Origin of the sequence: Bifidobacterium sp. W8110 (assembly GCF_016101375.1) — a bacterium.
GTDB lineage: Bacteria > Actinomycetota > Actinomycetes > Actinomycetales > Bifidobacteriaceae > Bombiscardovia > Bombiscardovia asteroides.
In genome coordinates this window covers 122,926-148,147 of the sequence record NZ_JACFQO010000005.1, presented here as the reverse complement: position 1 = coordinate 148,147, position 25,222 = coordinate 122,926, and the positions used below count along the sequence as shown (strand labels likewise).

General features: G+C 60.6%; 23 protein-coding genes. 6 read left to right on the top strand and 17 right to left on the bottom strand.

All coding sequences use genetic code 11. The features are described 5' to 3' along the window. Window position 1: 1 nt before the first annotated feature. Entirely contained in the window at window positions 2–1,633 is a 1,632-nt protein-coding gene (locus H3T88_RS08135) for a bifunctional shikimate kinase/3-dehydroquinate synthase (RefSeq protein ID WP_198204232.1), read from the bottom strand. A gap of 13 nt (window positions 1,634–1,646) precedes the next feature. Beyond that, window positions 1,647–2,840 (bottom strand): chorismate synthase, encoded by a 1,194-nt coding sequence (gene aroC / locus H3T88_RS08130; protein WP_198204231.1) that lies wholly within the window; start codon window positions 2,838–2,840, stop codon window positions 1,647–1,649. 62 nt (window positions 2,841–2,902) lie between these two features. Between aroC and H3T88_RS08125 the strand changes: the two genes are divergently transcribed. Then, window positions 2,903–3,379: a prepilin peptidase gene (locus H3T88_RS08125; protein ID WP_015021909.1), complete on the top strand. Its 477-nt coding sequence runs from the start codon at window positions 2,903–2,905 to the stop codon at window positions 3,377–3,379. A 49-nt stretch (window positions 3,380–3,428) separates the two neighbouring features. On the opposite strand, the gene mltG is transcribed toward H3T88_RS08125, so the two are convergent. From mltG to rpsD, 7 genes are all read right to left on the bottom strand, one after another. Then, window positions 3,429–4,625, bottom strand: coding sequence for an endolytic transglycosylase MltG (gene mltG, locus H3T88_RS08120; RefSeq protein WP_033511459.1), 1,197 nt, complete (start codon window positions 4,623–4,625; stop codon window positions 3,429–3,431). Continuing rightward, a complete protein-coding gene (ruvX, locus tag H3T88_RS08115; RefSeq protein WP_015021911.1) occupies window positions 4,626–5,108 on the bottom strand; it encodes a Holliday junction resolvase RuvX in 483 nt (160 codons plus the stop codon). A gap of 7 nt (window positions 5,109–5,115) precedes the next feature. Beyond that, window positions 5,116–7,797 (bottom strand): alanine--tRNA ligase, encoded by a 2,682-nt coding sequence (alaS, locus tag H3T88_RS08110; protein ID WP_198204230.1) that lies wholly within the window; start codon window positions 7,795–7,797, stop codon window positions 5,116–5,118. A 166-nt stretch (window positions 7,798–7,963) separates the two neighbouring features. Beyond that, entirely contained in the window at window positions 7,964–8,203 is a 240-nt protein-coding gene (locus H3T88_RS08105) for a hypothetical protein (protein ID WP_110417261.1), read from the bottom strand. Further along, window positions 8,203–8,634 carry a DUF948 domain-containing protein gene (locus tag H3T88_RS08100; protein WP_015021914.1) on the bottom strand — a complete coding sequence of 144 codons (432 nt, stop codon included), beginning with the start codon at window positions 8,632–8,634 and terminating at the stop codon, window positions 8,203–8,205. The genes H3T88_RS08105 and H3T88_RS08100 overlap by 1 nt, the downstream gene beginning before the upstream one ends. Window positions 8,635–8,726: 92 nt before the next feature. Then, window positions 8,727–9,395: a histidine phosphatase family protein gene (locus tag H3T88_RS08095; RefSeq protein WP_198204229.1), complete on the bottom strand. Its 669-nt coding sequence runs from the start codon at window positions 9,393–9,395 to the stop codon at window positions 8,727–8,729. A gap of 92 nt (window positions 9,396–9,487) precedes the next feature. Beyond that, a complete protein-coding gene (gene rpsD / locus H3T88_RS08090) occupies window positions 9,488–10,114 on the bottom strand; it encodes a 30S ribosomal protein S4 (RefSeq protein ID WP_015021916.1) in 627 nt (208 codons plus the stop codon). Window positions 10,115–10,432: 318 nt separating this feature from the next. On the opposite strand from rpsD, the gene H3T88_RS08815 reads away from it, so the two are divergent. Both H3T88_RS08815 and H3T88_RS08080 read left to right on the top strand, forming a co-directional pair. Continuing rightward, a complete protein-coding gene (locus H3T88_RS08815; protein WP_198204228.1) occupies window positions 10,433–11,119 on the top strand; it encodes a TetR/AcrR family transcriptional regulator in 687 nt (228 codons plus the stop codon). After that, on the top strand, window positions 11,116–12,393 hold the full coding sequence (locus H3T88_RS08080) for an MFS transporter (protein ID WP_198204227.1): 1,278 nt from the start codon (window positions 11,116–11,118) through the stop codon (window positions 12,391–12,393). The genes H3T88_RS08815 and H3T88_RS08080 overlap by 4 nt, the downstream gene beginning before the upstream one ends. A gap of 114 nt (window positions 12,394–12,507) precedes the next feature. On the opposite strand, the gene H3T88_RS08075 is transcribed toward H3T88_RS08080, so the two are convergent. From H3T88_RS08075 to H3T88_RS08060, 4 genes are all read right to left on the bottom strand, one after another. Continuing rightward, window positions 12,508–13,080 carry an NAD(P)H-dependent oxidoreductase gene (locus tag H3T88_RS08075; RefSeq protein WP_198204226.1) on the bottom strand — a complete coding sequence of 191 codons (573 nt, stop codon included), beginning with the start codon at window positions 13,078–13,080 and terminating at the stop codon, window positions 12,508–12,510. A gap of 120 nt (window positions 13,081–13,200) precedes the next feature. Then, window positions 13,201–14,538, bottom strand: coding sequence for an ABC transporter permease (locus H3T88_RS08070; RefSeq protein ID WP_198204225.1), 1,338 nt, complete (start codon window positions 14,536–14,538; stop codon window positions 13,201–13,203). Next, window positions 14,525–15,718 (bottom strand): ABC transporter permease, encoded by a 1,194-nt coding sequence (locus H3T88_RS08065; protein WP_015021921.1) that lies wholly within the window; start codon window positions 15,716–15,718, stop codon window positions 14,525–14,527. The genes H3T88_RS08070 and H3T88_RS08065 overlap by 14 nt, the downstream gene beginning before the upstream one ends. A gap of 41 nt (window positions 15,719–15,759) precedes the next feature. Continuing rightward, window positions 15,760–16,716 (bottom strand): ABC transporter ATP-binding protein, encoded by a 957-nt coding sequence (locus H3T88_RS08060; protein ID WP_198204224.1) that lies wholly within the window; start codon window positions 16,714–16,716, stop codon window positions 15,760–15,762. A gap of 180 nt (window positions 16,717–16,896) precedes the next feature. On the opposite strand from H3T88_RS08060, the gene H3T88_RS08055 reads away from it, so the two are divergent. Beyond that, window positions 16,897–18,159 (top strand): sensor histidine kinase, encoded by a 1,263-nt coding sequence (locus H3T88_RS08055; RefSeq protein WP_198204223.1) that lies wholly within the window; start codon window positions 16,897–16,899, stop codon window positions 18,157–18,159. Beyond that, window positions 18,156–18,809 (top strand): response regulator transcription factor, encoded by a 654-nt coding sequence (locus H3T88_RS08050; RefSeq protein ID WP_198204222.1) that lies wholly within the window; start codon window positions 18,156–18,158, stop codon window positions 18,807–18,809. The genes H3T88_RS08055 and H3T88_RS08050 overlap by 4 nt, the downstream gene beginning before the upstream one ends. A 27-nt stretch (window positions 18,810–18,836) precedes the next feature. Here the strand turns inward: H3T88_RS08050 and H3T88_RS08045 are convergent, their stop codons facing one another. Together H3T88_RS08045 and H3T88_RS08040 are read right to left on the bottom strand one after the other, a co-directional pair. Then, on the bottom strand, window positions 18,837–21,353 hold the full coding sequence (locus H3T88_RS08045) for a UvrD-helicase domain-containing protein (RefSeq protein ID WP_198204221.1): 2,517 nt from the start codon (window positions 21,351–21,353) through the stop codon (window positions 18,837–18,839). A gap of 189 nt (window positions 21,354–21,542) precedes the next feature. Continuing rightward, complete coding sequence (locus tag H3T88_RS08040; RefSeq protein ID WP_045924523.1) at window positions 21,543–21,836, bottom strand: hypothetical protein; 294 nt, start codon at window positions 21,834–21,836, stop codon at window positions 21,543–21,545. Between the two features lie 247 nt (window positions 21,837–22,083). On the opposite strand from H3T88_RS08040, the gene H3T88_RS08035 reads away from it, so the two are divergent. Further along, window positions 22,084–22,674 carry a xanthine phosphoribosyltransferase gene (locus tag H3T88_RS08035; protein ID WP_015021927.1) on the top strand — a complete coding sequence of 197 codons (591 nt, stop codon included), beginning with the start codon at window positions 22,084–22,086 and terminating at the stop codon, window positions 22,672–22,674. 39 nt (window positions 22,675–22,713) lie between these two features. Here the strand turns inward: H3T88_RS08035 and H3T88_RS08030 are convergent, their stop codons facing one another. Then, window positions 22,714–23,706 (bottom strand): D-2-hydroxyacid dehydrogenase, encoded by a 993-nt coding sequence (locus H3T88_RS08030; protein WP_198204220.1) that lies wholly within the window; start codon window positions 23,704–23,706, stop codon window positions 22,714–22,716. A gap of 82 nt (window positions 23,707–23,788) precedes the next feature. Further along, window positions 23,789–24,961, bottom strand: a complete 1,173-nt coding sequence (locus H3T88_RS08025) for an aminotransferase class I/II-fold pyridoxal phosphate-dependent enzyme (protein ID WP_198204219.1) — start codon at window positions 24,959–24,961, stop codon at window positions 23,789–23,791. Window positions 24,962–25,222 lie beyond the last annotated feature (261 nt).

The following is a 25,222-nucleotide window of genomic DNA, read 5'->3' as shown; positions in this document are numbered from 1 at the left end:
GTCAATCCTCCTTGCGTATGGCCTGGAAGGCCTCCTTGATCGCCGAGACCGGCGGGTCGTCCAGGTGAGTGGGTTTGCCCAAACCGTCAAGAATGATAAATCGCAACTTGTTGCCACGGGCCTTTTTGTCCCGATGCATGAGGGCCAGCACCTGGTCGAAGTCTCCCCCATTCCACCAGGTCCTCAGTCCCAGGGAGGAAAGAAGCCGCCGGTGGTAGTCGACCGCCCCCTGATCCAGATGGCCGGTGATCCTGGCCAGCTCTGCTGCGAAGACCATGCCCACAGACACGGCCTGACCATGCCGCCAGGTGAAGTGTTCAATCTTCTCGATGGCGTGTCCCAAGGTATGGCCGTAGTTGAGGAACTCCCGCAAGCCGGACTCCTTGAGATCCACCGAGACGTGCCGGGCCTTGACCTCGACGGTGCGTTCGATCAGATCCTGGACCACGGTGCCCAACCACTGGTCGGACTCTCCTCCGTTGAAGGCACGCAGGGAGTCAGCCCGCTCCTCCAGCTCACGCAGGATACCTCCGTCCATGATGAATCCGGACTTGGCCACCTCGCCCAGACCCTCCACAAAGATTTCATTGGGCAGTGTCCGCAGAGTCCGCAGATCAGCCAGGACGCCGACAGGGGTATAGAAGCTGCCAACCAGATTCTTGCCCTGCTCCAGGTTGATGCCGGTTTTGCCTCCGGTGGAGGCATCCACCATGGCCAGCAGGGAGGTGGGGCAATTCACATAGCGGATGCCCCGCATCCAGGTGGCGGCGATGAACCCTGCTTGGTCCGTAGCCGCTCCCCCGCCAAGTCCCACGACCGCGTCGGAGCGGGTGAAGCCCTCGGTGGCCAGGCGCTCCCAGATACCCTGGCTGACCCGGATGGTCTTGCCGGCCTCCGCGTCGGGAATGGTCAGATCCACCACCTGATACCCTGCCTGGCGAAGCAGGGCCCGGGCATGGTCGGAATGGCGCTGGACCGGCTGGGTATGAATCAGGGCCACCCGCATGGTCTGGTCGCCAAGCAGTTCATGCAGTCGTCCGGTCACCCCAGCGCCGATTCTCACATCGTAGGGGTCTGGACCGCTGACGTGAACCACCCGCTCAGTCAAGGCATCGGCCAGCCGTCGGGCCAGAGCGCGGGGGGTGGTATTCCTGGATTTGAGGGTGATGGTGGCCAGTTCCTGGTAGACGCTGCGGCGCTCACGATAGAGAGCCATCCAACGTTCCGATGCGCCGCCGCGCAGAAGGGGCCGGTGATCCGACAGTGCCGCCCGGCTCATCCCCTCCTCGGGATCGATCTGCAGGTAGACCACAGCACCACCTGCCCGCCGATAGTCCTGCAATGCCTGGAAGACCTCGGTGCTCATGGGGGCTCCTCCTCCCAGGGACAGGATGCCGCCGGGAAAATCCTTCAGGAGGTTCAGGACCGCCCTGGTCTCCATACCCCGGAAAGCCTGTTCGCCCTGAGTATCGAAGATTTCGCTGACCGATCGGCCTGCTTCCTCCTCAATACACTGGTCCGTATCCCGGAAGTCCGCCTTGATAAGGGCGGCCGTCTCCCTGCCCAGCCTGGTCTTGCCCGCACCGGGCATGCCGATGATGACGGCCTTGGGCATGCTGCTGCTTTCAATCATGCGATTCCGCCCCTCACCGCAGATGCTCGGGCCAGGACTGTAGGTAGGCCTGGGCGTTGCGCCGAACCTCGTCGAGCGAGTCTCCGCCGAACTTCTCCAAGGCGAATCGCGCCAGGGTCAGATTCATCATGGCTTCGCCGATCACCGCGGCGGCAGGCACAGCGGTCACGTCGGAACGCTGATGGATGGCCTGGGCTGGGAGACCCGTGGCCACATCCACCGTGCGCAGGGCCCGCGGCACCGAGGAGATGGGCTTCATAGCGGCCCTCACCCTGATGGGTTGCCCATTTGAGGTGCCACCCTCCAGGCCGCCTGCATGGTTGCTGAGTCTGCGGATGACGCCGTCGGGACCGGGCTCCATCTCGTCATGGGCCTGCGAACCGGGTCGGTCAGCCTCGCTGAATCCATCGCCGATCTCCACGCCCTTGATGGCCTGAATGCCCATGAAAGCACCGGCCAGGGCCGCATCCAGACGCCGGTCGTCTTCCGCATAGGTGCCCAGGCCTGCTGGCACACCATACGCGATGACCTCGAAGACCCCACCGGCGGTATCGCCGTCCTTCTTGATCTGGTCGATCCTGGCCATCATCCGCTTCTCGGCATCCTTGTCCAGGGTCCTGACCGGTGATGCGTCCAGGGCTGGTCCGTCCTCAGGGCCGGGCGTGACCTCATGACCCTCCAGGCCGACCCCGGCTATGGAAATGACATGGGAGACGGTTCTTATGCCCAGAGCCTGCTGCAGGAAGTCGGCGGCCACCGAGCCCAGGGCCACCCTGGAGGCGGTCTCCCTGGCAGAGGAGCGTTCCAGTACCGGGCGCGCATCCGTAAACCCATACTTGCGCATGCCGGTCAGATCAGCGTGGCCGGGCCTGGGCCTGGTCAGGGGGGCGTTGCGACCAGTCGCCGGCGGCTCCTGATCGGTGGGCAGTTCGTCCACGCTCATGATCCGCTCCCACTTGGGCCATTCGGTGTTGCCGATCTCGATGGCCACCGGTGAGCCGAGCGTCCGTCCATGCCTGACCCCGGTCAGCAGACGTACCTTGTCCTGCTCAAAGCCCATCCTGGCCCCGCGGCCATAGCCCAGCCGACGACGGGCCAGGGCCGATTCGATGTCCTTAGTGGACACGGCAACCCCGGCGGGCAGACCCTCCATCATGGCCACCAGGGCCTCTCCATGGGATTCCCCTGCCGTCTGCCAGCGCAACATATTCAAGCTCCTCGTTTGTTCCTCGTTTGCCAGGTTAGGGCTACGTATGATTATCTTAGAAGATGGTCTACCTCATCCCAGCGCCGGGATTGCTGACCGCCCTCCTCCTGGCCCTGATCGACATCCGTTCCCGGCGAGTCCCGCGTCTTTTGGTGCTCTTGGGACTGGTCCTGCAGACCATAACGCTGCTGGTCTTTTCGCTGATCCAGGGTCAGCCGAAGCTGCTCGTCCAGTGCCTGCTGCTGACCCTGGCTTCTGCAGGCCTTCAGTTTCTGCTGGCCCTGGTCCGGCCCGGCGCCCTGGGACTGGGCGACGTGACGTCCACGGGTCTGGTCGCCCTGAGCCTGTCGGTTCTCGGGTGGACAACCATCCTGGTCTGGTGGCTGATGATGGGGCTGCTGGGACTGGTCGCCCTTGCTCTGGTTTGGTTGGCTCGTAGCCGCATACCACCCGACAGAACACACAACCCTCTCTCGCTGGCCTATGTCCCGGTCATCCTCGTCGCGGCGCTAGTGGCCTTGATCATTGATGTCCTCTAGGACCGGCAGGTCTCTAAAGTCACTGGCAATAGAGATTCCATGAAAAGCGCTACTGGCTCTGCTCGTTGTGCTGAGCCTCCCAGGCCTTGTATTCCTTGACATCGCGGTTGAACTGATCCTGATTGTCGCTGAACCTGGTCTCTCCCGTGTCCATATTGACGGTCACAAAATAGAGCCAGTCGCCCGACTCAGGGTGCATGACCGCCTGGATGGCCTCATCTCCAGGACTGCCGATGGGACCTGGGGGCAGACCCTGGTGGACCCTGGTGTTGTAGGGGTCATCGGCGTTCTGCAGCATGGCGTCGGTCAGCTTCAGGGCGGAGACATTGTTGGAGTATGCCACGGTGCTGTCCATGCCCAGGGGCATCCCCTTGGCCAATCGGTTTTCGATGACCCGGGCCACCTTGCTGTAGTATTCCGACCTGTTGACCTCGGCCTCGGTGATGGATGCCGTGTTGAGAATGGTCTGCCGATCCTGGCCTCCGGGGACGCCCAACTGGTCCAGGTGCTCGATCCGCTTGGAGACCAGATTGGTCAGGATGGCCTTGGCCGACCCGGCCTTCCGCACGTCGTACTCGCCAGGCTGCAACCATCCCTCGAAGTTACCCTGTGCTTCCTGGGGTAGGATGCCCTCGCCCTTGGCTTGAATCAGGGCATCGAATTCGTTCTGCGGAACCCCGGAAAGCTGGACGGCCCGGGTAACCACATCACGGACCCGCTCGCCGGCCCGTACCTGCAGGAAGCCTCCGGCCTTGCTGCTGTCGGTCAGAATAGCCACCACATCCGAGGCCTTCATCCGCAGACGCAGATCGAAGGTGCCGGGCAGAAGCCTGGATTCGGACTGTGTGCTGGCGATGGCATGCAGGAAGGCAGCCGTGGACTTGACCACCCCGGCCTTGACCAGATTGGCACCCACCTGATCCGCCCCCTGGCCGCTCTCGACCGTGAACTCCAGAGATTGTCCGCCGGGGCCTGGATAGTCTGGGGCAACCTCCTTGGTGGCTACGATCCTGGGGGTGCCATGGCGCAGCCCTCTGACCAGTATCGCCATGCAGGATGAGGCAAGCACAACAGCCAAGACGATGATGACAATCATGATCTGTTTGCGACGTTTGCGTCTTTCACGCCGACGGCGCATCTCACGGCGCGAACGAGGAGGACGAGGCGGCATAGCGGACACCGGGGCCTGCCCATCGGCCATCCACTGAACCTTGTCCTGGAAGAACTCCTGCATGTCATCGGCCAATTAGCACTCCTTGTCGGCACGTTGGTCGTCCAGGGCCGACTGCAACAGCACAACAGCGGACTGCTGATCGACCACGGGACGATGTCTTCGCCCGTCCACGCGGGCATCATAGAGCTGACGATGGGCGCTGACAGTCGTCAGTCGTTCGTCTCGCAATACTACACTGGGAACTTGCCCAGGGGCAATGTCCGCATCCTGTGCAGCCTCCTGCAGACGGCCAGTCAGGGCACGCACCCAACGGGCCGCCTTTTTGGCGCTTCGACCAGCCTGGCCACTCAGGAGCAGGGGGTGTCCGACTACGACCCTGGACACACACTTGTCCATAATAAGGTCTTCCACCGGGTCCAGGGCTTGAAAGTAGTCGCCCTGAACCCTGATGTTGCCAGCGGGAAAGGCCAGGGTCAGCTCCGGGTCCGACAGGGCCAGACCCACCCTGGCTTCACCAAGATCCACCCCCAGCCACACGGCTGTCTGTGATCCCACGGGAAGCTCAGCCTTCTTGGACCTGAGCACTCAGGGCTTTCAAGGCCTGATCGATGGCCGAAGCATCCTGGCCGCCGCCCTGGGCGAAGTCAGGCTTGCCACCGCCGCCGCCTCCCAGGACCTTGGAGGCCGTCCTGACCAGGTCGCCGGCCCTGAGACCGCGGTCACGGGCAGCCTGGTTGGTGGCTACGAAGATGACAGGCTTCTCATCCTCGCTGACACCGGCCAGTGCGACCACAACCGGGTACTCCTCGCCCATCCGGGCCCGCAGGTCGGTCACGGTCTTGCGCAAGGCATCGACCGCGCCGAAATGCCCCATGTTCCTGGATGCGATCTTGACCTCGCCCGGGGCATGCAGGGCCTGATTGGCCAGTTCAGGCACAGCCTGGGCCATCTGCTGCTCATAGGTGGCCGCCAGTCGGCGGTCGGACTCCTTGAGCTTGGCCAGCAGGGCCGAAATCCTGGACTCAAGCTCGTCAGGGCGGGCGTTGAGCTTGTCGGAAAGCTGAGAGACCAGGGCGTGCTCACGGGCGTTGTATTCGTAGGCCCCCTGGCCCACCACGGCATCCACACGACGAACGCCGGTGCCCACCGAGGCCTCGGACATGATGGAGACCGCGCCGATTTTGCCCACGTGGTCCACGTGGGTTCCCCCGCAGAGCTCCCGGCTCCAGCCGTCCTCGCCGATGGAGACCACACGGACCACGTCGCCGTACTTCTCTCCGAACAGGTGCATGGCTCCCAGGGCGATGGCGTCGTCGTACTTCATCTCCTGCGCGGTCACGGCCAGGTTGTCACGCAGGCGGTCGTTGACACGTGCTTCCACCGCATCCATGGCCTGACGGCTGGGTGCCTGCGACCACTGGAAGTCAAAGCGCAGCCTGTTGGGCGCATCCTCGGAGCCGCGCTGCGTGGCCTGCGGACCCAGCTCCTCGCGCAGGGCCTTGTGGACCATGTGAGTGGCGGTGTGCGAGCGGGCAATGGCGCCGCGCCGGTTCCGGTCGATGGTGGCCGTGGCCGTGGCCTGCAGGGTCAGCGTTCCTTCAGTCAGCCGGCAGCGGTGGATGGTGAGTCCCTTGATGGGCTTTTGCACGTCGTCCACCTCCAGGACGGCCCCATCGTCGGTCAAGATCTCGCCCTGGTCGGCCAGCTGGCCGCCGGCCTCGGCGTAGAAGGGCGAGCGATCCAGAATCACCTCAACCTGGGCAGGGGCCTTGACAGCCGGAACCGCCCCCTTGCCCTCCTGGATGATGCCCAGGACGGTCGAGCGGCTGGAGAAGTCGGTGTAGCCCAGAAAGACCTGAGGCTCGTCCAGGCTCTTGCGCATATCGTCGTAGACGCTCAGATCCACGTTGTGCCGCTTCTTCATGGCATCGGCGCGGGCTCTGGACTTCTGCTCGTTCATGAGCTTTCGGAACTCGTCCTGGTCCACTTTGACGCCCTGCTCGGCAGCCATCTCCAGGGTAAGTTCGATGGGGAACCCGTAAGTGTCATGCAGGGTGAAGGCATCCTTGCCGGAGACCTCGGGTTCGCCCTTCCCACTCTTGGCCTTGTTGACGGCCGTATCCAGAATGGTGGTTCCCTTGTCCAGGGTCCGGCGGAAGGCCAGCTCCTCGCCATAGGCCGATTCGGCCACCTCGGAGAAGGTGTCGTTGAGCTCTGGGTAGCTGGGGGCCATGGCCTCCTTGGAGACCGGGAAGAGCTGGGGCAGAACCTCCTGGTCCACGCCCAGCATCTTCATGGAGCGGATGGTCCGGCGCAGCAGACGGCGCAGCACATAGCCACGGCCGACGTTGCTGGGACGGACACCGTCGCTCATGATCATCAAAGCCGAGCGAACATGGTCTGCCACCACACGGAAGCGCACGTCATCCTGGGCGTCATCGCCGTAGTGCCGGCCGGACAGACCCTCGGCCGCCTGGATGACGGGATAGACCTCGTCGGTCTCGTAGATGTTCTGCTTGCCCTGAAGCAGGTAGGCCAGGCGCTCCAATCCGGCGCCTGTGTCGATGTTCTTGTGCTCCAGCTCGCCCACGATGTGCAGGTCGGTCTTGGAGCGGACGTTGTCCACCTCATAGTTTTCGAAGACCAGATCCCAGATCTCGATGTATCGGTTCTCGTCCGCCGAGGGACCGCCCTCCTTGCCGTAGGCAGGCCCGCGATCCACATAGATCTCGGAGCAGGGGCCTCCGGGGCCGGGGCCACCGGTGGTCCAGAAGTTGTCCTCCATGCCCAGGATTTCCATGTGCTCGGGGTCGAAGCCCTCGTTCTTCCACAGGGAGCGGGCCTCGTCATCATCGGTATATGTGGTCACCCAGATTGTATCGGGATCGAAGCCGTAGCCGCCCTGGTCCTCGGGCTTGGTCAACAGGTCCCAGGCGTAGTGGATGGCCTCCTCCTTGAAGTAGTCTCCAAAGGAGAAGTTGCCCAGCATCTGGAAGAAGGTGCCGTGACGGGTGGTCTTGCCCACCTCATCGATGTCCAGGGTGCGCACGCACTTCTGGTTGCTTGCCATCCGGCTCTTGGGCGGGGTCTGCTCCCCCAGCAGATAGGGGATGAAGGGGACCATGCCGGCGATGGTGAAGAGCGTGGTGGGATTGGGCGAGATCAGGGAGGCGGAGGGAACCACCAGATGATCCTTGTCCTGGAAATAATCGAGGAAACGCTTGGCGATTTCCGATGTGCGCATGCTGCTTCTGCTCCTTCAGACCCGGTGAACGCCGACGGGATTACGGGTTGTCCAAATGACTCGGTTGTCCGGAGCACGAACAAGTTGCCCGTACTCCGGACTCATAGCTGAATATGGTGATTTTACACCGGCCAGGCGCATCTGTCCTGGCCTGTCCGCCCCAGGCTCAGCCCTGGAAACGGTCCAGATAGCGGCGGTCCAGCTCGTCCTGCCGCTCCTGCATTGTCTGGGTGAACTGACGCACCAGTCCGGCCAGGGTCCGGGAGGCCACCTGGTCCTGGTCCTCACCCAGTACGAATTCCCTCGCTCGCTTGGGGGTATTGGCCCTCACATAGGCCTCGGCCTTGGTCACCAGGACCACGCCTGCTGTGACGCCCAGTCCCAGCCAGAAGATCCGTTTGAACATCAGCGGGTCCTCCCCTCGTTCCCCAGGCCGTCATTGGTCTTTTCCGCTGTGGAGGACTTGGATTTGGCGCTCTCGCGGCCTCCTGAAAGGAATGACGAAATCGTCTTGCGCAGGGCGTAGAAGAAAGCCGCCACTTTGATGACCGGCTTGCCCAGCATCGATCCGTACAGGTCGGTCAGGGCGCCGACGTTGCCTGCCGTGGTTGAGGCCGCTGCGGAGATGCGATTGACGTCAGTCAGGGTCTGATTGAGCTGGGTGACCGTGCTGGTGGACTCGTCCAGGGTGGGCACGACATGGTCACCCGTCTGCTTGATGGTCTGCGCCAGCTGATCGAAGAGCTTCCCCAGACGAATCAGGGGGTAGATCAGAAACCCCGCCAGGATAGCGAAGGCAATGGCCGCTATCAGGCCGGCAATCTGTCCTACGTCCATCTGCTACCTCTCTTCCATTGGTACGATACTGGGGACAACGCTAGCACGCGCCGTCTATCAGGCCAGGCCATGAACGGCCGGTTGAAGTCCGTTCAGCTGTTGAAGGACCGAACCTGCAAGGCCCGCTCGAAGGGGGCCTCCGTATCGAAGTCGAATATGGTGACACTTCCGTTGCTTGGGCGGCTGCTGGTGTCGTAACGCCCGCCGCCGAAGCGGTTGACCAGACTGAGCAGGGTGTTGCCGTGCGAGATCAGCAGGACGCAGTCATCATTCTTCAGCTGCTGGTCGGCGGCAATCATGGCGAATCCGCCGGCAATCCGAATCCAGTACTCGCTGTCGGACTCGGCATCGCCGAAGGGATCGGCCTCCTTGAGGAAGTCCCTAGTGGCGGCCAGACCAAACTGGTCCACAATCTGCTGGTAGGTGCCTGCTCCATGGGGCGCTCCTGCGGCCCACCAGGCCATGGCCATGTCCTGCCCCTCGAAGTAGCCGTAGAACTGCTCTCGAAAGTGGCTGTCGCTGATCGGCTCGGGCTTCTTCCCCGACTGGTTCTGGGCCAGGATCCTGCGGACTGTCTCCTGGGCTCGGGTGGTGTCCGAACAGTAAGCGGCCGCAAAACTCACCTTGCTCAATTTACGACCCGCACGGTCGGCATCCTCCAGCCCCGATAAAGTCAGGGGCGAGTTGGACCAGCCCTGAAGACGGTTGTAGCGATTGAAATAGGTCTGTCCATGGCGGACAGCATACAGATGGAGCAACATGCCCCTATTATCCCACCCACACCCCAGCAAGGGCGGCAGATCCTGGCACGCAAAGGGCCCCGGACGAACCGGGGCCCCAAAGTCGCAGGTGATCAGCGAGCGTAGAACTCGACCACGTACTGGATGTTGATCTGAACCGGAATCTCTTCGGGCTCAGGCTTACGGACCAGGCTGGCCTTCAGGGAGGCCAGATCCACGTCCAGGTAGCCGGGGACTGCGGGCAGCACATCCCGGTGGACGCCTTCAGCGGCGATCTGGAAAGGCACCATGGTCTGGCTCTTGGGCTTAACCTGAATGGTCTGGCCTGGCTTGACCCTGTAGGAGGGTCGGTCCACGATGTTGCCGTCGACCAGGATGTGGCGGTGGACCACGTACTGACGGGCCTGGGCTGTGGTGCGGGCGATGCCGGCGCGCAGGACCAGGTTGTCCAGGCGGCACTCCAGCTCGCGAAGCATGGCGGCACCGGTCTGGCCGGACTCGTGGGTGCCCCGTTCATAGGCGGCACGCAGCTGCTTCTCGGATACGCCGTACTGGGCGCGCAGCCTCTGCTTCTCGCGCAGACGGACGGCGTAGTCGGACTCGGTGCGACGGCGGCTGCGGCCGTGCTCGCCGGGGCCGTAGGGGCGCTTCTCGAACAGGCGCTGTGCCTTGGGGGTCAGGGCGATGCCCAGAGCGCGGGACAGGCGAACCTGGCGACGCGCACGCTGAATGTTGGTCATTGATGCAATCCTTACTTGCTTCTGTCGTTATCTGAACGAAGACGGCCGGAACCGTCGAGTCAGGCCTCTCCAATGCTTCACCGTGCCAAGCACGAACGACCTTGCGGCCGCCGACCCATTGACGGGCTGAGACTCCAGATAGGCCCGCGCACAAATGCGCAAACCAAGTGTTTATTAAACCACATGTGCCCGACCTGCGGGGACGAGTATGTTGTGATATATTCATACCAACGGTCGGTATGTTATTTAATCAAGGATGACCGACTTCCCCAACCGATCAGCGACGACTCGTTTCGGCAAACTGAAAGGAAGGCCAGCATGGCCCGCAATGCGCATCCCGAGTTGACGCAGGAGCGAATCATCAAAGCCGCGACCGAGCTCTTCACCAGCCAAGGTTACGACAAGACCAGCATGCAGGACATTATCGATGCGACCGCAGGCTTGAGCAAGGGAGCCGTCTACCATCACTTCCGGTCCAAGGAAGACCTCTTCGACGCCGTGGCCAATAGGTTGATGAAGACCATGAGCGAGGCGACCGACAAGGCTCAACCCCAGACGGAACAGGGCACGGCCTTGGAGCAGCTGCAGTCGCTCTTCTCCCCTGAGCGAGCGCGAAAGAGGCTGGAGGCTGCGGATCTGATGTTCAGCAAATTCAACCCAAAGGCCAATCCCAAGATGATCGGAATGGAATTCATCGCCTTGGTGGATGAGCGGGACGACTTTGTCGACCTATTCAACCAGGGCAATCAGGACGGTTCACTGCATGTGGACCATGTCGAACAAACCGCGGAGATCTTCCGCCTGCTGACCAACATGTGGCTGCTGCCCTTCTTTCGCCGGGGCACGCAGACGGAGCTTCGCACCAGAGCCGCTTGCTTTTTCTCGATCATGCGGGGCCTGGGCATCCCCCTGCAGGACCAGGGATTCTCCGACCTACTGGCCTCCTTCGGCACCAATGCCAAGGGCAACAACAAGGAAAAGACTGAAAGCGAAGGCAGCAGATGAACCCGCCCGCTCACGACCAAACCTCAAGCATGGACCACTCCAAGGGCAAGGGGCTGCTGACACTGCCGTTCATTGCTCTTCTGACGACTGAGATTCTCTCCAATCTAGGGCAAACATGCTTGGTCTTCGCCCTTCCGCTTCACCTGCTCAACATCTCAGGATCGGCATCCCTCTATGGCATGGTCTCCGCTCTGGCGGTCCTTCCATCCATACTCCTGACCCCCCTGGGCGGAGCTCTGGCCGACCGGCTGCACAAGCAGTCCACCATGGCGGTGCTGGACATTCTGTCAGCATTGACCGCCTTCTTGTACATCCTGATAAGCCAGAAGATCGACCCGGTTTTTTTGACCGTGGCCTGCATGATGCTGGTCAATGCCTACAGAGCCTGTTACAGCCCAACGGTGCAGGCGGCCCTTCACTGTCTGGTGGACAGAAAAGACCTGACCCGCGCATCAGCCCTGGTTTCCCAGGCAATCTCCCTGGTAGGAATGATCGGACCAGTATTTGCCGGCATGGTCATGGGCTTCTTCGGAATCATGCAAGTGGTCGGGGTTGCCGCTTTGGTCTGTCTTCTTTCTGCCGTCTGGATCAGAATCGCCGTCAGGATTCCCGAACCGGCACAGGGTCCCTCCCAAGGCCCAGGAGCACTGGTGAGCCATCTGGCTGCGGACACCAAAGCGGCTGCACAGTTTCTGGTCAGGCATAGCAACCTCAAAGTGGTCATAGGACTCAGCCTGGCGGCCAACCTGATCTTTGCCTCCTACATCAACGTGGCCCTGCCATATATAATCACTCGGACACTGGGTCTGAGCAATGCCATGCAGGGGCTGGCCGAAGGGATACTGGCCTGCGGGAGCCTGCTTGGAGCCATCTCGGTGTCCATCCGCCCTAGCTGGTTCTATCTGCAACGGATACCCTTGCTGCTCTCGGGCAGCGCACTGGTCCTCCTGCCCATTGCCGCAGGGCTGCTTCTGCATTTGCCTGCTCATGTCCTCTTCGCCCTGGTAACCGGGTGCATGGCTCTGGCTGCGGGAATGGTGCAGACGGTCAACATCACTTCCATGTCCTATGAGCAGATTCATACCCCTGCAATGCTGATAGGCAAAGTAATAGGGCTGACCAACAGTCTATGCATGTGCGCGATTCCGCTGGGACAGGCCGCCTTCGGCCCGCTGATCGACCACTGCCCCATGACCTTGATCATCACTGGTGTTGTCATGGTGACACTGCTGACATGTCTGATTGCCAGACTGGCCATGAAGCCGGATGAATGATCGACGAGGTGAAGGCCTTTTGAATGCCGCGCCGGCGCTTTTTCGCCATTGGCTACCAAGAATCCATCGCTTAGCGACATAGACACAAAAGCGTCTCAATAAGGCTGACAGGCCTTACTTTGCTGAGGGGACTGTCTCGCAAATCCTCCGAGTGAAGGCGTCGCGGCGTTCAGGTGTATCAATCTTCGAATCTATGCAGCCCAGAATGCTGGCCCCGGTGAATTTGATACCGCAGAATTTCAGGATGGAGTACTTCCATCGGGTCACGGTGGAGCCATACATCTTGGAGACGAAGGCCGGCCCATGGCTGCTACTGATAATTTGCGCCGTCTTGCCTCTGAGCAGCCCCTCCGACTTAAGGCTGCTCTCATATCTGTAGGCAAATTGGGGCGTGAGTACCCTATCCAGCCAGCCCTTGAGGATGGCCGGTTCGCCCGCCCACCAAATGGGGAAGACGAAGACCAGATGATCGGCTCGTGCAACCATGTTTTGATAACGCTTAGGCGCTGATTCGTCCTCCATGTGCTTGGCATAGCCGTAGCGAAGCACTGGGTCAAAGTCTTCCTGGCTGAGGTCGATCATTTCGACCGTGTGGCCCTTACGCCGGGCAGCTTGTGCATAAGCCTGGGCGTTGGTATGGCTAAAACTACCTCCATAGGGTGATCCTTGAATGACGAGTATGTTCATATCATTTACTTCTTCAGCTGTGCTGCATTTGGTTTGGCTCTATTATCCAAAATTATTTTATATTCGGTAGATTACCGTAAGCAAAACCGTTGACAGAAAGATGATATGAATGCAGAAAAACTACCCGATCATACTGGGGTCGGAGCTGACAGGAGCGACCAGGGTGGCCCGGGTGCGTGTCAGGCGTGAGACCATAAGGCCGACACAGGCATAAGCCAGCGCGAACAAGGCAACCACGGTCAGCGGAAGGCCCCAGGAGGCCAAGCCTGCTGCGCTCGAATCCATGATTGATTGGACTGCAGTGTTGTACCACCAGCCCGGCGTCAGTTTGCCGATGGTCTGCATGACCGGAGGCAGGGGGCCGCCGGAACTTGACCCGGAGGTGAACATAACCACCAGGCCGAAGGTGACCCCGACGGAGTTTATGAGCGAAGAAGAAGGATTAAACTGAGCAAGCATGAATCCAAAGGATGCCGCCGATACAGCGAATACCAGCATGACGAAAAAGCTCAGCAGCACCCTACCCCAGCCAAGGGAAGCCAAGGACACCCCCGATGCCGCCATGCTGAAGGCAACGAGTGCCACGTAGTATACCCAGGAGAAGCCTGCCAGGATGAGGACTGCCGTGAGCTCCTGTCCATTCAGGCTGCTTGACCGCACTGGAGAGGCAAGCAGGCGTCGATGTCGGTCGGGAGAACTGAAGGCTCCGAAGAGCGTGGCAACGCAGACCGTCAGCGCCGTCATCAAGGGAAAAGCGGCCAGGCCGACTGTCGTAGCGAAGCCTTTCAACAAAGCTCCATGGTTATCAGTCTTGGGGCTGGCATGGATGCCCATATGTGGCTGGTTGCCGGCATAGTGTGCCACTGCATAGGCAGCCGCATCCTTGACCGCCGCAGATGAATGCAGCTCCATCGAACCTTTTTGGCCCAGACCCGTAAGCAAGGCAGTACGAAGAGCATCAAAATAACTGTCCACCTGCAATTGTGCCAGACTGCCGCGGCTGGAATTATAGGAGGCAGCCGTTTCAACTTTAGGAAAACTCGGTGTCTTACCGTCGCTGTGAGCTTGGGCAGCAGTGTCTTCAAGCGCATCAAGGAACCGTTGGCCATATCCGGCTGGGATGATAACGGTCAAATCGCTTTTGCCGGACACATTGGCATCCTGCAGAGCTTGAGGCTCATCTTTGACTGTCACCAATTGGGCTGACTTGCCCAGATAATGCTCCAGACCCTGGCCCATCGCGCAAGCAGCCTGGTTATCGCAGTCCCGGTTGATGACGACTATTTTCGCCTGCGCAGGTTCAAAGCGACCAACCGAGCTTGAGGTATTGGCACGTACCGCGGCCTGCATGTTCGTGGAACCGATGACAATCATGATCAGGCTCATACCCACCAAATACAGGAGCAGGTAGAACTTATGCGCCCAGATGACACGCAGTGCTGTTTTACAAGTATTCATACCGTTGTTTCCTTAGGAGCAGACCACAGATGGCCAGGAAGATGGCAGCCATAGTGACCAGAATGCCGCAGGTACGGGCGAAGGGTGCCAGGCTGTCGTAGTAGACGATGTCGTAAAAAAGGTTGGAAACCTGTTTGACGGGGTTGAGCAGGTGAAGGATGGGGGCATGCTCCTGGATGGCATTGTTCAAGTCCATGGCCAGGCTGCCGTAGAGACCGATAAAGGCACTCAGGGTGCAGTCGATGCCTATGACCAGGCCAACCTTCGTCTCGGTGGGGAGTTTGGGAATCGCGCCCATCATAGAGCCGAAAGCAGTGGCCATGAAGGTGCCTACGGCGATAGCTATCAGGGCTATCGGGTCACGACCACCGGTTTGCACTCCACAGACTGTGCGGACGAAGATGTAGGCAACCAGTAGGCTGACTGCGGAGAAGAGCCAGGAGGCCAGGAAGGCGCCCGCTGCCTGCCGCCACTTGGGGCTGGGAGAACTGGCTCGTCGGGCTCCCAAGGCTGAAAGGTTGGGCTGAGTCTTGGCTATCATCTCGGCAGCGGTGCTGGCACCGATAAGGCAGGCCATAGCCAGCACAGCGAAGAAGTAGGGCGCGGTCATAGAAGGGTGGATGTGCGTCAGGCGGATTTGCTTGGTGTAGGTCGGTCCGCCGGATTGCAACAGAATTTGATTGCTTGGTGAGGCAATGGCTGCCCTTGCGGAGTTGGCTTGGTTGAAACTGCCCAGCGAAGCGGACAGAATGGAGACCGCTATGCCTTCTGAGGCGGTTGCATCGGATTGGATGCTGGCGGCTTCGCGGTCGGACAGGACCATGTTGACCAGTCCGTCAGAGCCCGCGTACAGGTATCCGATGTCCTTCCGGTTATCCAGACGTGTGTTCGCTTCGGCCTTGGAAGCCACCGTCGTCGGGATAAGCAGCTGAATGTCATCGGACCCGGCCTTGGGTTTCTTCGATAGTGAGGAAACGAGCTCGTCAGCACCTGGGCTGGCTTTCCAGTTGGCGTCCGAGACAATGGCGAAGTGCTGTGCCTCGGCAGTGTAACTGTCTTGCAGGTTGCCCATGATGCCCAGCATCAGAGCGGCCAGAATGACCGGGAAGGCCAGAACCCAGAATAGGGAGGAGGTGTTGCGTATCGAGGTTTTGACGTTGATCAGGAATGAATTCCACATGGATAGGTGCTCCTTACGGCAATTGAGCCTGGGGACCGCGCTCAGTCGCGCAGTTCCTTGCCGGTCAGTTCCAGGAACACGTCGTTCAGGGATGGCGGACGGCTGGTCAGGTGGCCGTAGCTGGTCTGGGTGGATTCCAGGACCGTCAGCACATCCTGGAGGTTGTGCTCGCCCTGTCGGCAGTGGATGACCAGCTCCTTGCCGTCATAGTCGACGGATTGGGCCAGGGGCAGGGCACGAATCTGGGCCAGGGTGGAGTCCTGCAGATCCAAAGTCTCGACGGTGACCTGCTCGCCGGCCTGGACCATGCCCTTGAGCTCCTCGGCAGTGCCTAGGGCAATTTGACGGCCGTGGTCCATGATCATGATGCGTGTACAGATTTGTTCGACCTCCTCCATGTAATGGCTGGTGTAAACCACCGTGGCCCCCTGGGCGTTCAGCCGTTCGATCCCCTCCAGAATGGCGTTGCGGCTCTGTGGATCAACGGCGACGGTGGGCTCGTCGAAAAAGATGAGGTCGGGCTGATGGGCGATGCCACAGGCGATGTTGAGCCTGCGCAGCAGACCGCCCGACATCTTGCCGGGACGGAATCTGCGGAAGTCGCCCAGACCCACGAAGTCAATGGCCTGCTCGACCAGGTTCCTGCGGTCGGCCTTCTTGGGTACATAGAGGGAGCAGAAATAGTCGATGTTCTCCTGCACGTTCAGTTCGTTGAAGACGGCCACATTCTGTGGAACCACGCCGATATGACTTTTGAGGTCGTAGGAGGTCGGAGTCATCTCCTGCCCGAATATCCGAACCGTTCCGGATTCAAAGCTGAGCAGTGCCAGTATGCAGTTGATGGCGGTTGACTTGCCTGAACCATTGGGGCCAAGCAGTCCGAATACTTCACCACGACCGACTTCCATGTCGAAGTGGTCCAAGGCCACCATGTCACCGTAGCGCTTCACCAATGCGTTGACCTTCAAGGCCGGCTCTTGCTCACGTGAACTGTTCATGATTCCATCATCCCAGCTACGGCTGGCCCAACACCGTGACAGCCGTCATCAATGTTGTGGATGCTCAAACCACAATTTATGACATTTGTCATGGGTGGTCCTGCCTGCGCCTAGGCTCAGGAACGGGTAGCCCGACAATTACTATTTGAGGCAATAGGCAAACAGGGCGAGGAGACATTCATGGGCAGGATAGCTGGCTGGCTGGTCCTGCTTGGTCTGGGGATCTTATGCGGATCATGGTATGGTTCAGGGGTTTCAGGAACCTTGGTCGCTGGCCTCTTGGCCTCAGTAGCCGCAGGAGCCCTGTGTGAATGGCTATTGCCTGCGCCAGGCTCCATGTGGGGCGGTGCTCTGGTATCACTTTTGGCAACGTTCATACCAGACTGGATTTTCTTCCTGCCAGCCCTGGCCTTCGAAGCGGGGGTCGGACTCGGAACCATGGTTCCGGTCACCAGGTCATTCGGCATGAAAGTTCCCCAAGCCAAGAATTCCAAACTGGCCTGGCCCAGGCTGCTCTTGGCCTTGATGCCGGCATTCTTTTGGTTGATACCTGCTATGGGCGACCTCATACTCTTCAGAGGCCTCCCCCAACGCGATGCCCTGCTGGCTTTATTGACCTCGGCACTGGCGCAAGGCGGCGGACTGACGTGCGCACACTTAGCCGTGGCTAAGGGTCGCGTATGGCAGATTGAAGACACCGAGCGCTACAGGATTCGCCAACTGCATGGCCGCATCAGCGATCTGGACGAGGAGAGAGCCCAGGCGACCCGGATGGCGCATCTATCGGAACGGACCCGAATCGCCCGAGATATTCATGACAATGTGGGCCACTTGCTCACCCGAGCCATCATGCAGACACAGGCTGGCCGGGTGGTTGCTCAGAGCAAGAGTGATCAGGGTACCGAGCAGATACTGGACGATGTCGGCAAGACCTTGGACGAGGCCATGACCACAATCCGTCGTTCGGTGCATGACTTGGAGGATGAGGGCACTGACTTCGCATCCCAGATGGAGGATGCCAGCTCCGAGGCTTCTATGGGGCAGCTTAAGGTCGATCTGAACAACGGCATTGAGACGGCTCCTGCACCAGTGTGTCGTTGCCTGGCCACCATTGTTCGCGAGGCCCTTACCAATACGGTCCGCCATTCTTCAGCAAGGTCGGCACAGGTCATTCTGCGCGATCTACCAGCCTTCTGGCAGATGGTGGTGCAGGATGATGGTGGAATTCAGCACTCGCAGCCTGACAGCTCGCCCATTAAAGAGCCAGGGCTCCAGCGCGGCATGGGGCTGGCTGATATGGAAGCCAGGGCCAGAGCCTTGGGAGGCACAGCCAACAGCGGCCCCAACCGACAAGGATGGAAGGTTTTCGTATCCTTGCCCAAGGAACCCTGGTTCAACCAGAGTGCAACTGAGCGTGTAGAGGATAAGAAGGTTATGGCATGAAAGTCGCTATCGCTGATGACGATCCAATCGTCTGCTCGTCCCTGTCAACGATTCTGACCGCAACCGGCGCTGCAGACGTGCTCTGGACAGCCAATGACGGCCAGTCAACCCTAGATTGTTTTCAGGCCGCTGGTGGCAGGCCTGACATACTGCTGCTTGACGTGCAGATGCCTGGTATGGACGGCCTGGAGGCGGCGGAGCGCATCATCGCCATGGATTCGACCGCCCGTGTACTCTTTCTGACCACCTTTGCAGATAAGGAGTATATTTCCCGTGCCTTGGCCTTGGGTGCCAAGGGCTATGTAATCAAGCAGGACGTGGCTTCTGTGGTGCCGGCCCTCCAAGCCGTGATGGCAGGGCAGACGGTTCTTGGCGCTGAAGCAGTGGCTAATCTCTCACTTGGCAAGCAGGAGGAGCAGACACGAAAAGACCCAGCAGAACCTGTTACCCGGCGCTTCCAAACACTGACCGACCGTGAGCGTGAAATCGTCGCCCTGGTGGCCGACGGCCTCGACAACCAAGCCATTGCCAAGCGGCTCTATCTCAGTGAGGGCACCGTCCGCAATCACATCTCAGCCATCCTGGCCAAGACCAACCTGGCCAACCGGACCCAGCTCGCAGTGGAATGGCTGTCCTCGCAAGAGTCGTGAGCATACAGCTTTTGGAGTCTCGTCCGTTCAGAGCTTTTCGATCGGCGCCAAGCGAAGCATCAGCCTCTTGGTCCCCTCGGAGCCGAAGTCCACTGTCAGAACCGAGTTGTGCCCCTTGTCCTGAATATCGACCACCTTGCCCAGGCCATACTGGTCGTGGGCCACCCTGTCTCCCAGGGAGAAGTCCTGAATGGATAGGCCGTTCGACTTGGGCTGGGCCGAGGCCTTGCCAGCGTGTGAGGTTGACGACGGGTTTGTTGTGCTCCGCCGGGTCGTGACCCTTCCATTTCTGGAGGAGGAGCTGCGAGAGCCATACCCGGATGATCCGAACGAGCGCTGCGAAGGAGTCCGCGAGCGCCCGTACCCATTGCGGGAAGAGCCGAACCCACCGAATGAATGATGACCGAACGCGCGACCGTCGCTTTCATCCTCGAAGCCACCGAATTCGTCCTCGTCGTCACCCAGGTCCCAGCCTGCGCGCATCCGCTCGTTGCCGGCCTGCCGACGCTTCCAGTCGATCAGATCGTCAGGGATGTCATCCAGGAATTGGCTGGGCAGCATCTCATTGACCTGCCCCCACTGGGAGCGGACGGCCGCCCGGGTCAGGTAGAGACGCCTCTTGGCACGGGTTACGCCCACATAGGCCAGTCGACGTTCCTCTTGCATCTCATCGGCATCCTCAAGGCAGCGGGAATGAGGGAAGGTCCCCTGCTCCATGCCGGTCAGGAAGACCACCGGATACTCCAGGCCCTTGGCCGTGTGCAGGGTCATCAACGTCACCTTGCCCGAGTCGTCGCCCAGACCCGGCAGCTGGTCCGAGTCGGCGACCAGTGCCGTGGTCTCCAGGAAGCCAGCCAGAGTAGCGTCGGGGGTCTTCTGCTCGAACTCGGCGGCCACGGACTGCAGCTGGCCAAGGTTCTCCAACCGGGAGGCATCCTGCGGATCGACTGACTTGCGAAGCTCGTCCAGCATGCCGGACTCCTCCAGAACCTTCTCAACAATCTGAGACGGCTTGGTGTCGTGCTCTGCGGCAAAGTCGGTCAGGGAGGCAATCAGATCCCTGAAGGCCTTCATCCGCTTGACCATCAGCGTGGAGGCCCCGGGCACCTCCTCGATATGCTGCACCCCCTCCCAGAAGGAGACCTGATGCAGATCCGCATAGGAGGTCGCCGCCGCCTCGGCACGTGCGGCCAAGCCCCGCTTGGGCACGTTGAGTATCCGCCGCATGTTCACATCGTCCTGGGGATTGGCGATGGCGTGCAGGTAGGCCAGGGCGTCCTTGATCTCCTTGCGCTCGTAGAAGCGGGTTCCGCCCACCAGCTGATAAGGCAGGCCGGCATTGATCAGCCCCTCCTCCAGGGCGCGGGACTGGGCGTTTGCCCGGTACATGATGGCCATGTCGGAGTATGGAATACCCTCCTCACTGCGCAACCTGGCGATCTCGGTGGCGATCCATGCGGCCTCCTGCTGGGCATTGTCGGCTGCGTAGCCCACGATGGGCTCCCCCTTGCCCAGGGCGGTCCAGAGTTTCTTGGGTTTGCGTCCCTCGTTCTTGACGATGATGGCATTGGCCGCATCAAGAATGGTCTGGGTGGAACGATAATTCTGTTCCAGGAGGATGGTCCGGGCTCCGGGGAAATCCTTCTCGAAGTCCCTGATGTTGCTGATGTCAGCCCCTCGGAAGGCATAGATGGACTGGTCCGAATCCCCCACCACGGTAATCCAGGCGGGATCCTGCTTGCCGGCATCGGCGCCGGCCAGCTCGCGCATGAGCACATACTGGGCATGGTTGGTGTCCTGGTACTCGTCCACCAGCACGTAGCGGAAGCGATGGTGGTAATACTGCGCCACCATCGGGGACTGCTGAAGCAACTGGACCGTGCGTACGATCAGATCGTCGAAGTCGACGGCGTTGGCCTGAGCAAGCCGATGCTCGTACTCGGCGTAGATCACGGAGTAGAGCTCCTCCTCGTTGCCGAAGCGGGCGGTGATCTGCTGGCCGCGCTGCCCTGGTCGGTAGTCGGGGGCGTACTCCTGCAACTGTGTGCGCCAATCCTGCAGGTTGTTCTTGTAGTCGGATATGTGGCTCAGAATGTTTCTGGGGGTGTAGCGCTTCAAGTCGATGTTGAGATCCTTGCCGATCAGCTTGATCAAGCGCTCGGAATCGGCTGTGTCATAGATGGTGAAGCCCGACCGCAGGCCTATCTCTTTGCCGTCCCGCCTCAGAATACGCACACAGGCCGAGTGGAAGGTGGACACCCACATGCGGTCGGCTACGGGCCCGATCAGCCTGCGCAGACGTTCGCGCATCTCGGATGCCGCCTTGTTAGTGAATGTGATGGCCAGGATCTGGCTGGGCCAGGCGCCGAACTGGCTGAGGATCCAGGCGATTCTGCGGGTCAGCACCCTGGTCTTGCCTGAGCCTGCGCCTGCCCCGATCAGCAGGGCCGGCCCCTGGTATTGCACTGCCTCGGCCTGACGATCGTTGAGCCCCTTGAGCAGCTCCTTGGCGCTGCGCTGGATCAAGTCCGGTTCCTCGTTCACAAGCCACCTCTTGCCATCTGGTCTCGGTCACCGTCACAGGCCGGATGGCGCACACCCGGCAAACAACTATTTCTACCACAAAGCGGTGTCATCGACCTTGGCTCACAGGTTAGGCGGCAGATATGAAAACCCGTCCGCTTTAGATAGGAAAAGCGAACGGGACAGGTCTGGGAAGTCGAGATGACCCAGTCAGTTGCGCACTTGGTCCTTGGCGTTGTTGACAGCCTCGGTGGCGCCCTGCTCAGCCTTGGCCTTGCCGACCTTGGCATCGGCCTTGGCCTGGTCCATCTTGTCGGAGGCGGCGTCCTTGGCGTCGCCCATCTTGTCCTGGGCAGCGTCCTTGGCGTCGCCCATCTTATCGGCAACGGCGTCCTTGGCATCGGATGCCTTGTCCATAACGGTGTCCTTTACATCGCCAGCGACGTCGGAAATCTTCTCGCCGGCAGACTTCATGGCATCCTTTGCATCATCCAGAATCCCCATATGGTCCTCCTTAGGTCCTTGAACGCATCGCGACGATGCGTGACCATTGCGGTCAATTTTCACTGTAACAGTCAGGGCCTTGAATCCGCGCATTGACGGGCTGACACGCCAGGAAGACACTCCAATCCGCTGGAGGTGAAACCTGGCGGATCAGGGCGGCCGGACAACAGTCCCAGAACCGGGTTATCTTGGTGTCTATCCGTCGGGACCATAGGGGCCCCGCATTCATGACGACAAGGACGATGACATGCAGGAACTTGAGGAGCGAATCCGCCGCCAGGGCACGGTCAAGCCTGGCAATGTACTCAAGGTGGACGCCTTCCTCAACCATCAGTGCGACGTGCGGCTCTTCGACCACATGGGCGCTGAATGGGCCCGCCTGTTCGCTGGACACCAGATCGACAAGATTCTGACCATCGAGGCATCCGGCATCGGCATCGCCTGCCTGGCCGCCCGCCACTTCGGGGACGTGCCGGTGGTCTTCGCCAAGAAGACCCAGTCCATCAACCTTGACGGCGACCAGTACACGGCCCGCATCTACTCCTTCACCAAGCAGCGTGAGTACCCCGTCATCGTGGCCAAGCGCTTCCTCAAGGAGGGCGAGCATGTGCTGATCCTTGACGACTTCCTGGCCAAGGGCAACGCCCTGCACGGTCTGATCGACATCTGCCATGATGCCAAGGTCGTCATCGAGGGCATCGGCATCGCCGTGGAAAAGGGCTTCCAGGAGGGCGGCCGCACCCTGCGCAAAGAGGGCTACAACCTCAAGTCCCTGGCCATCGTGGAAAGCATGGACCCGGACCAGGGCACCATCACCTTTGCTCACAATCCTGCCTGAGTAGGTCGGCACCCGGTCCGGGTCGCATAAACAATGGACTCAGTCCACCTGATGCTCGCTGGTGCCGCCCTCCAGGATGGTCTTCACGTCGTTCAGCGAGATGTTGACCATGGCGGTCACGGCGGCATCGGTGTAGAAGCCGATGTGTGGTGAGACCTCTACATTGGGCATGGCCTTGAGGGTCTCCAGAGCCTGGTTGTCGACCTTGGAGCCGCTCAGATCCTTTTCGAAGATGCCGGCCTCCCCCTCAATGGTGTCGATGGCGGCACCAGCAATGGACTTGGTCTGCAGGGCCTTGATCAGGGCCGGGGTGTCCACAATGGGGCCACGGGCGGCGTTGATCAGGAAGGCCGAGGGCTTCATGGCATCCAGGGCCTGCGCGTTGATCAGATGGTGTGTGGTCTCGTCCAGCGGCGTATGAACGGTGACAATATCGGCCCGCTTCAAAAGGTTGGGCAGGTCCACATAATCCAGGGTGTCTGCCAGCTCGGGGCGGTGGACCGGATCGTTGGCGATGACGGTGGAGCCCAGGGCCCGAAAGATCCTGGCCACTGCCGATCCGATCTTGCCGGCTCCGATGATCCCCACGGTCAGATTGTGGATCTCGTGGGCCTGAAGCCCAGCCCAGGTATAGTCGTCCTTGGCCTCGCGAGCGCTGGCCTCCCCCAGATGCCGGACCAGACGCATGACCTGGGCCAGAACCAGTTCGGAGACCGACCGGGGCGAGTAGGCAGGCACGTTGGTGACGACCAGCCCGTTCTCCCGAGCGGCCTGCAGGTTGACGATGTCATAGCCGGTGATCCGCAGGGTCAGCTGCTTGAGACCATACTCCTTGAGCCGCTGGTAGAGCTCGGGCTCGGGCAGGGCCGCGTGCTGCTGGATGACGATGCCGTCGTATCCCCTGATCATGTCCACGGTCTTCATCCCCAGATCGTGGTCGGTGGTGTCCACCTGAATGTCATTGGCTTGCGCCCAGGCCTGAATGGCCTCCTGCTCGTCGGGGCGTACTGAATACATGAGAATGCTGGTCATTTTCTAGTCCTTGGTAACTGTCCTCGTTGATTTTGTTGCTAGATGATGGTTGTGATGATTGCCGAGTGAATCGCCGGAGGGATCAGCCGCGATTTTGAGCGCGCATATAGTCGCCGATCCGCTCCACGGCGGTGTGCAGATCCTCCATGGAGGCAGCATAGGAGATGCGGACGTAGCCTTCTCCCCCAGGCCCGAAGCTTGCTCCGGGGATTACCGCCACCTTGGCCTTTCGAGCCAGGTCGTAGACGAAGCTCCAGCTGTCGCGCATACCCTCGGGCAACCGGGCGAAGATATAGAAGGCGCCCTTAGGATCGATGACATCCAGACCGACCTCGGGCAGGGCCTTGACCAGATAGTCCCGCCGCTTGCGGTAGGCCTCGCGCATCGGATCCGTGTCATTCATGCCCTTGGTCAAAGCCTCCTGGGCCGCATATTGGGCGTTGGTGGTCACCGAAGTGATGGTGAACTCGTTGACCTTGCTGATCTGATCAATGACGTCGGCCGGGCCAGCGGCGATGCCGACCCGCCATCCAGTCATGGCATGGGACTTGGAAACCCCGCCAAGAACGACCGTCTGTTCAGGCAGGATGGTGCCCATGGACACATGGGTGCCCTGATAGGTCAGCTCGGCGTATATCTCATCGCTGAGCACGAAGAAGCCGTGCTTGCGCGCCACCTGGGCCAGAGCCTCCAGATCCTCACGGGCGTAGGTCACTCCGGTGGGATTGGTCGGATAGTTCAGCACCAGGGCCTTGACCGGACCATCGCTGTGTTCGATGGCGGCCTCCAGCTTGTCCGGCCTGAGAATGAAGCCGTCATCGGATGTGTCGACGAAGACGGTTTTGGCGCCGCTCAGCTGGGCGATGGGGATGTAGAGCGGGAAGATGGGCGTGGGCAGGATGACCGTGTCGCCCGGGTTGATCATGGCGGTAAGGCCCGAGAAGATGCCCCCGGTGGCCCCGGCCGTAATCACCATCTGCGTGTCAGGGTCGTAGTCCAGTCCATACTTGGCGTGTAGATAGCCGGCCGCCGCCTTGCGCAGACTGGGCATGCCGCGACTCTCGGTGTAATGACTGTGGTTGTCCTGGATGGCCTGGATGCCCGCCTGCTTGACGTGCTCGGGGGTGAAGAAGTCCGGCTCCCCCAGGGTCAGCTTCACGATGCCGTCTATTCCGGCGATCTCCTTGTTGAACTCGAGAATGTCGCTCGGTGCCAGGGCTTTGACTCTGGCATTCATATGATCCGCCAATGTCATTGGCTTGTCCTTTCCCATGCGGTTACTACAACCATTGTCGCTGGTGCCGCCCTACCGACTATGCGGTGACGATGCACGGGAAATGCTGTCGACGACTGCAGGGCCGGTGGGTTCCGATCCATGCAACCGTTCCTACAAGGCACGCGGCGTCACAGATCGAATCCGTGCCACCAATAGGTAAATCGTGTGCCCTGCATGCTGAAACCTCCTGCGGTGTCTACAATCAGCATTGATAGTAAGCGTACAGCGAAGTTGCGGCAA

Excerpts from the sequence above, each read along its gene's own strand:
- H3T88_RS08105 (WP_110417261.1), bottom strand. The coding sequence starts at position 8,203 with ATGTTCAAACGGATCTTCTGGCTGGGACTGGGCGTCACAGCAGGCGTG.
- H3T88_RS08095 (WP_198204229.1), bottom strand. The coding sequence starts at position 9,395 with ATGTTGCTCCATCTGTATGCTGTCCGCCATGGACAGACCTATTTCAAT.
- alaS (WP_198204230.1), bottom strand. The coding sequence starts at position 7,797 with ATGCGCACATCGGAAATCGCCAAGCGTTTCCTCGATTATTTCCAGGAC.
- H3T88_RS08125 (WP_015021909.1), top strand. The coding sequence starts at position 2,903 with ATGGTCTACCTCATCCCAGCGCCGGGATTGCTGACCGCCCTCCTCCTG.
- H3T88_RS08035 (WP_015021927.1), top strand. The coding sequence starts at position 22,084 with ATGCAGGAACTTGAGGAGCGAATCCGCCGCCAGGGCACGGTCAAGCCT.
- H3T88_RS08100 (WP_015021914.1), bottom strand. The coding sequence starts at position 8,634 with ATGGACGTAGGACAGATTGCCGGCCTGATAGCGGCCATTGCCTTCGCT.
- H3T88_RS08055 (WP_198204223.1), top strand. The coding sequence starts at position 16,897 with ATGGGCAGGATAGCTGGCTGGCTGGTCCTGCTTGGTCTGGGGATCTTA.
- aroC (WP_198204231.1), bottom strand. The coding sequence starts at position 2,840 with ATGTTGCGCTGGCAGACGGCAGGGGAATCCCATGGAGAGGCCCTGGTG.
- H3T88_RS08080 (WP_198204227.1), top strand. The coding sequence starts at position 11,116 with ATGAACCCGCCCGCTCACGACCAAACCTCAAGCATGGACCACTCCAAG.
- H3T88_RS08060 (WP_198204224.1), bottom strand. The coding sequence starts at position 16,716 with ATGAACAGTTCACGTGAGCAAGAGCCGGCCTTGAAGGTCAACGCATTG.
- H3T88_RS08025 (WP_198204219.1), bottom strand. The coding sequence starts at position 24,961 with ATGACATTGGCGGATCATATGAATGCCAGAGTCAAAGCCCTGGCACCG.
- H3T88_RS08065 (WP_015021921.1), bottom strand. The coding sequence starts at position 15,718 with ATGTGGAATTCATTCCTGATCAACGTCAAAACCTCGATACGCAACACC.
- H3T88_RS08040 (WP_045924523.1), bottom strand. The coding sequence starts at position 21,836 with ATGGGGATTCTGGATGATGCAAAGGATGCCATGAAGTCTGCCGGCGAG.
- H3T88_RS08815 (WP_198204228.1), top strand. The coding sequence starts at position 10,433 with ATGGCCCGCAATGCGCATCCCGAGTTGACGCAGGAGCGAATCATCAAA.
- rpsD (WP_015021916.1), bottom strand. The coding sequence starts at position 10,114 with ATGACCAACATTCAGCGTGCGCGTCGCCAGGTTCGCCTGTCCCGCGCT.
- H3T88_RS08050 (WP_198204222.1), top strand. The coding sequence starts at position 18,156 with ATGAAAGTCGCTATCGCTGATGACGATCCAATCGTCTGCTCGTCCCTG.
- H3T88_RS08030 (WP_198204220.1), bottom strand. The coding sequence starts at position 23,706 with ATGACCAGCATTCTCATGTATTCAGTACGCCCCGACGAGCAGGAGGCC.
- H3T88_RS08075 (WP_198204226.1), bottom strand. The coding sequence starts at position 13,080 with ATGAACATACTCGTCATTCAAGGATCACCCTATGGAGGTAGTTTTAGC.
- H3T88_RS08070 (WP_198204225.1), bottom strand. The coding sequence starts at position 14,538 with ATGAATACTTGTAAAACAGCACTGCGTGTCATCTGGGCGCATAAGTTC.
- H3T88_RS08135 (WP_198204232.1), bottom strand. The coding sequence starts at position 1,633 with ATGATTGAAAGCAGCAGCATGCCCAAGGCCGTCATCATCGGCATGCCC.